The sequence below is a fragment of the Pseudonocardia pini genome, from assembly GCF_013870575.1.
Taxonomy (GTDB): domain Bacteria; phylum Actinomycetota; class Actinomycetes; order Mycobacteriales; family Pseudonocardiaceae; genus Pseudonocardia; species Pseudonocardia pini.
The window spans coordinates 1-4,716 of the sequence record NZ_JACBXB010000431.1 but is presented as its reverse complement, the minus strand read 5'-3'; the positions used below and the strand labels follow the sequence as shown (position 1 = coordinate 4,716).

The window sequence follows — 4,716 nt, the reverse complement described above, 5'->3', positions numbered from 1 at the left end:
GACGCGCGCGCCGAGCGCCCGGCCCGCCACGGAGGGCCAGATGTCCGGGTGATCAGCCGGTTCGGCCTGCGACGGCCCGTGGAAGGCCAACGAGTCGGCCAGGACCAGCAGCTCAGGTGACACCGATGTTGTACCCGGACAGCCGCCACCGCGGGTGGTCCGCCCGCCGCGCCACGACCGCCCACTTGCAGTTGCCCATCCCACCGATGATCGGCCACACGGACTCGGGCAGGTCCAGCAGCCCGGACACCATCCCGCCGATCATCCCGCCGTGCGCCACGAGCAGCACCGACTGCTCGCCGGGCTCGTCGGCGAGGTCCTGGTCGAGCTCCTCGACCACGGGCAGCGAGCGCTGCACGACCGCGACGCGGGACTCGCCGCCGGGCGGCGTCCACCGCGGGTCGCCGCGCCACTCGGTGATCTGGCCGGGGTAGTCCACGTCGACCTCGGCGACGCTGCGCCCCTGCCACTCGCCGAGGTGCGTCTCGCGCAGCCGCGGGTCGAGCTTCACGGGCAGCCCGATCGCCTCGGCCACCGTGTTCGCGGTGTCCACCGCACGGGACAGGTCGGAGCTGACGATCCGGTCGAACGGCATCGTGGCCAGCACCGGTGCGGCCCGCACCGCCTGGGCCCGGCCCTCCTCGGTGAGCTGCGAGTCGATGTGGCCCTGCATGCGTCCGGCGACGTTGTGGTCGGTCTGCCCGTGCCGCAGCAGGACGACCCGGCGCAGCGTCACTCCCCCTCCTCCGGCGCGGTCGTGCGCGCCTCCGGGAAGTCGATCGCGGGGCAGTCCTTCCAGAGCCGGTCCAGCCCGTAGAACCCGCGCTCCTCGGTGTGCTGCACGTGCACCACGACGTCCGTGTAGTCCAGCAGGACCCAGCGGCCCTCCCGGGTGCCCTCGCGCCGGGTGGGCTTGACCCCGTGCTCGCGCAGCTTCTCCTCGACCCCGTCGACGATCGCCTGGACCTGCCGCTCGTTGGGCGCCGAGGCCAGCACGAAGCAGTCGGTGATCACGAGCTGCCCGGAGACGTCCAGCACGACGATGTCCTGGGCCAGCTTGTCCGCCGCCGCCGCGACCGCGACCCGGGCGATCTCCACCGCCTCTGCCGTTGCCGTCACTCGGGCTCTCCCTCCGGCGGCCGCCGACCGGCCGCGCGGCCCCAGTGTGTCAGGCCGTCACCTCGGCCTCCGCGGGGAGATACAGGTTCCGCTTCGAGATGTACTGGACGACCCCGTCCGGCACCAGGTACCAGACCGGTCGACCGGCCGCGACGCGCTCCCGGCAGTCCGTGGAGGAGATCGCCATCGCGGGCACCTCGACGAGGCTGACCGCCCCCTTGGGGAGGTGCCCGTCGGCCAGCTCGTAACCGGGTCTGGTGACGCCCACGAAGTGCGCCAGCGCGAACATCTCCTCGACCTTGCGCCAGGACAGGATCTGGGCGAGCGCGTCGGCCCCGGTGATGAAGAACAGCTCGGAGTCCGGCCGTTGGCGGTGCAGGTCGGCGAGGGTGTCCGCGGTGTAGGTGGGCCCCTTCCGGTCGACGTCGACCCGGCTCGTGGAGAACCGCGGGTTCGACGCCGTGGCGATCACCGTCATCAGGTAGCGGTCCTCGGCCGGGCTGACGTCCGAGTCGGACTTCTGCCACGGCTGCCCGGTGGGCACGAAGACGACCTCGTCGAGCGCGAAGCGGTCCGCCACCTCGCTCGCCGCGACGAGGTGACCGTGGTGGATGGGGTCGAACGTCCCGCCCATCACACCGATCTTGCGCTGCATCGGCGCAGGATATCCCGAGTAACGCGGTCGTCACACGAACCACGTAGCGTTGTGTGAACCATTTGGTTCAACGGGAGGTCCCAGCATGTCCTACGGTTCCGCCGCGGTCGTTCCCCGGCGCGTCTCGTCGCCCGCCGAGGCCCGCGAGGTCGTCGAGGCCGAGGGCGCCGCGCTCGTCTCCGGCATCGCGTCGGAGGAGGCCGCGATGGACTTCGGCCGGGAGATGCTCGGGGACGAGCTCGTCCGCGTCGGCCGCCAGATCGAGGCCACCCGGGCGAACGCCGAGGCCGAGGGTGCCGTCGTCGAGCAGCAGCCCGCCGACGAACGCGGCCGCAAGCGGGAGGTCAGCCGGGACACCTCGCTGCCCATGCCCCCGCACAACGACGGGTTCGCCTTCGGCGACGAGGCCCCGGACCGGCTGTTCCTGCTGCAGGCCCGCCCCGCGGCCGACGGCGGCGAGAACTTCCTGGTCGACGGGCTCGCGCTCGTCGACCTGCTGCCCGCCGAGATCGCCGAGTTCGTCCGCACCGTGCCGATCGACCACTCCGAGCCCGGCATCCCGCAGGGCGTCACGAGCCCGATCCTGCGCACCACCCCGGCCGGGCGCCCGCAGGTGCGCCACCATCCGTTCCTCGCCCCGGTCCTCGGCCACGACGAGCAGTGGCCGTTCGTGCAGGCCTGGCTCGACGCCGTCGTGGCGGCCCGGGACACCGGCGCCCGGTTCCGGATGGACGCCGGCGAGATGGCGGTCGTGGACAACTACCGGATGTTCCACGGCAGGCACGGCTACGCCGACCCGAACCGGCTGCTCTACTCGATCTGGGGCTGGACGACCTCGGCGGTGGCGGTCCCGGACCGCGTGCTGGACATCGTGAACGCCGGGCGCCCCGCGGGCTGAGCCGCCCGCGCCCGCGCGCACCGCTCGGCGAACCCGGCGGCCGCGGCGGAGTGGGTCTGCGCCACCTCCGCGGCCTCTCCGGTACTGAGCAGGTCGAACTGCAGCCCGCGCCAGAGCGCCACGATCTCGCGGCCGATCAGCCCGGCCTCCGGCTCGGGCACGCCCTCGGCCCGCAGCTGCCCGACGACGAGGTTCGTCCAGTCCCGTCCGACGCGGGCGAGGAACTGGTCGAACCGTCCCGGCTGGTGCAGCGCCACCCCGTAGACCTCGAAGAACAGCCGGTGGAACGGGTGGTTCTCGGCGGCCGCGATGCCCGCCCAGCAGCGGTCCAGGCGCTCGCCGAGCGGCTCGGGGCCCGCGAACCCGGCCATCGCCGCGGCGAACACCGGGAAGCGGTGCGACGCGGCGAGCAGGGCCTCCTCGATCAGCCGCTCCTTGCTGGCGAAGTAGTACAGCAGCATGCGGTTGTTGGTGCCGATGGCCGCGCCGAGCTTGCGCAGGGTCAGCTCGGCGATGCCGTGCTCGAGGACGTAGCCCGCGACCAGGCCGAGCAGGCGGTCCCGCTCCGACTCGACCGCGGCTCCCATGGCGCACACCGTACCCATCCACCAGGAAGGCCCTCCCGGGACACGCGATCCCGCCCAAGCGGGGCCATGCGCCCCACCGCCGCGGGCGTGCAGGCCCCGCCCGTGCGCGAGTACGCGGACTCCCCCGAGTTCGTGCAGCGCCAGGCGGCCGACGCGTCGATCGTGACCCCGGACCACCTGCAGCACCTCGTGCGCGAGGTCGTCGAGAAAGCCGCCGCGGATCTCGGGGCCCGCCCCGGTACGGATCGACGCCGGGGCTCAGTAGAGGTGGCGGAACTGCACGCTGATCCGCGCCGCCGCCGAGCGCACCTTCGGCACCCCGTGCTGCCAGGTCCGCTGGCACGTCCCGCCCATGACGAGGAGGTCCCCCGGGCCGGGCAGGAAGCCGACCGACGCCCCGCCCCCGTGTGGGCGGAGCCGGAAGGGCCGCACCCCGCCCAGGGAGACCAGGGCGACCACCGCGGTGTCCCGTTCGCGGGCCACCCGGTCGCCGTGCCAGGCCACGCTGTCGGCGCCGTCCCGGTAGAGGTTGGCCCCGACCTGCGTGAACTCCACGCCGTAGCGCGCGGAGAGCAGGGCCGCGGCCTCGCCGAGCACCGGATCCGGCGCCTCCGGGGTCGACCAGCGGTGCGTGAGCCGCGGCTCGGGCAGGGTCCGCTCGTACATCCGGACGTCTCGCTGGGCCCACGGGGTGTCGCGGAGCAGCCGGTCGAACAGGTCGTCCGCACCCCGCAGCCAGCCGGGGGCGAGATCGACCCACGCGCCCGTGCCCAGCTCGTGACGGACGAGCCCGCCGAACCCGCCGTCGACGGCGAGCGCGGGCCCGTCGAGCAGGGAGGGCTGCCAGGCCAGGTCCATGCCGACGACCCTACGCCGCGCTCTCGAACATCAGTTCGATTTCTCATTCAATGAGACTGTACTCCCGCATTTTGGTACGAGTCGGTACCGTCCCAGATCATGTCCACCCCGCCCTCCCCGCGCCGCTGGGCGATCCTGGTCGTCGGCGTGCTGGCCCAGACCGGCGCCTGCGCCTTCGTCTACGGCGTCCCGTTCCTCGTCCCCACCCTGCGGGACACGCTGGGGCTCTCGCTCGCCGCCGCCGGGACCTACGTGGCCGCGCCGACCGTCGGCCTGCTGCTGACCCTGATCGCCTGGGGCGCCGCCGCCGACCGGTTCGGCGAGCGGCTGGTGATGGGCACCGGGCTCACGCTGACGGCCGCCGCGGTCGGTGTCGTGGCGCTGGCGACGCCCACCGCACAGCCCGCGGTCCTCGCCCTGCTGGCCCTGGGCGGTGCCGCCGGGGGCTCGGTGTTCGCCGCCAACGGGCGCATGATCATGGGCTGGTTCCCGCGCACCGAGCGCGGGCTCGCGATGGGGATCCGACAGACCTCGCAGCCCCTGGGCGTCGCGCTCGGCGGGCTGGTGCTGCCGAGCCTGGCCCAACGGATCGGGCCGTT

General features: G+C 73.6%; 7 protein-coding genes. 2 read left to right on the top strand and 5 right to left on the bottom strand.

The window, feature by feature from the left end:
* Window positions 1-112 precede the first annotated feature (112 nt).
* From H5J29_RS21500 to nadD, 3 genes are read right to left on the bottom strand one after another with little or no spacing between them, the layout of a single operon-like run.
* Entirely contained in the window at window positions 113-736 is a 624-nt protein-coding gene (locus H5J29_RS21500) for a histidine phosphatase family protein (RefSeq protein WP_181782848.1), read from the bottom strand.
* Complete coding sequence (gene rsfS / locus H5J29_RS21495; protein WP_181782847.1) at window positions 733-1,119, bottom strand: ribosome silencing factor; 387 nt, start codon at window positions 1,117-1,119, stop codon at window positions 733-735. Before rsfS ends, H5J29_RS21500 begins: the two co-directional genes overlap by 4 nt.
* Before the next feature lie 49 nt (window positions 1,120-1,168).
* Window positions 1,169-1,774, bottom strand: coding sequence for a nicotinate-nucleotide adenylyltransferase (nadD, locus tag H5J29_RS21490; protein ID WP_181782846.1), 606 nt, complete (start codon window positions 1,772-1,774; stop codon window positions 1,169-1,171).
* Between the two features lie 85 nt (window positions 1,775-1,859).
* Between nadD and H5J29_RS21485 the strand changes: the two genes are divergently transcribed.
* Window positions 1,860-2,672, top strand: a complete 813-nt coding sequence (locus H5J29_RS21485) for a TauD/TfdA family dioxygenase (RefSeq protein WP_181782845.1) — start codon at window positions 1,860-1,862, stop codon at window positions 2,670-2,672.
* Here the strand turns inward: H5J29_RS21485 and H5J29_RS21480 are convergent.
* Together H5J29_RS21480 and H5J29_RS21475 are read right to left on the bottom strand one after the other, a co-directional pair.
* Complete coding sequence (locus tag H5J29_RS21480) at window positions 2,585-3,259, bottom strand: TetR family transcriptional regulator (RefSeq protein WP_181782844.1); 675 nt, start codon at window positions 3,257-3,259, stop codon at window positions 2,585-2,587. The two genes, H5J29_RS21485 and H5J29_RS21480, sit on opposite strands and share 88 nt — an antisense overlap.
* Window positions 3,260-3,517: 258 nt before the next feature.
* Window positions 3,518-4,117 carry an alpha-ketoglutarate-dependent dioxygenase AlkB gene (locus H5J29_RS21475; protein WP_181782843.1) on the bottom strand — a complete coding sequence of 200 codons (600 nt, stop codon included), beginning with the start codon at window positions 4,115-4,117 and terminating at the stop codon, window positions 3,518-3,520.
* A 99-nt stretch (window positions 4,118-4,216) separates the two neighbouring features.
* On the opposite strand from H5J29_RS21475, the gene H5J29_RS21470 reads away from it, so the two are divergent.
* On the top strand, window positions 4,217-4,716 hold a 500-nt coding region (locus tag H5J29_RS21470), incomplete at its 3' end, for an MFS transporter (RefSeq protein WP_181782842.1).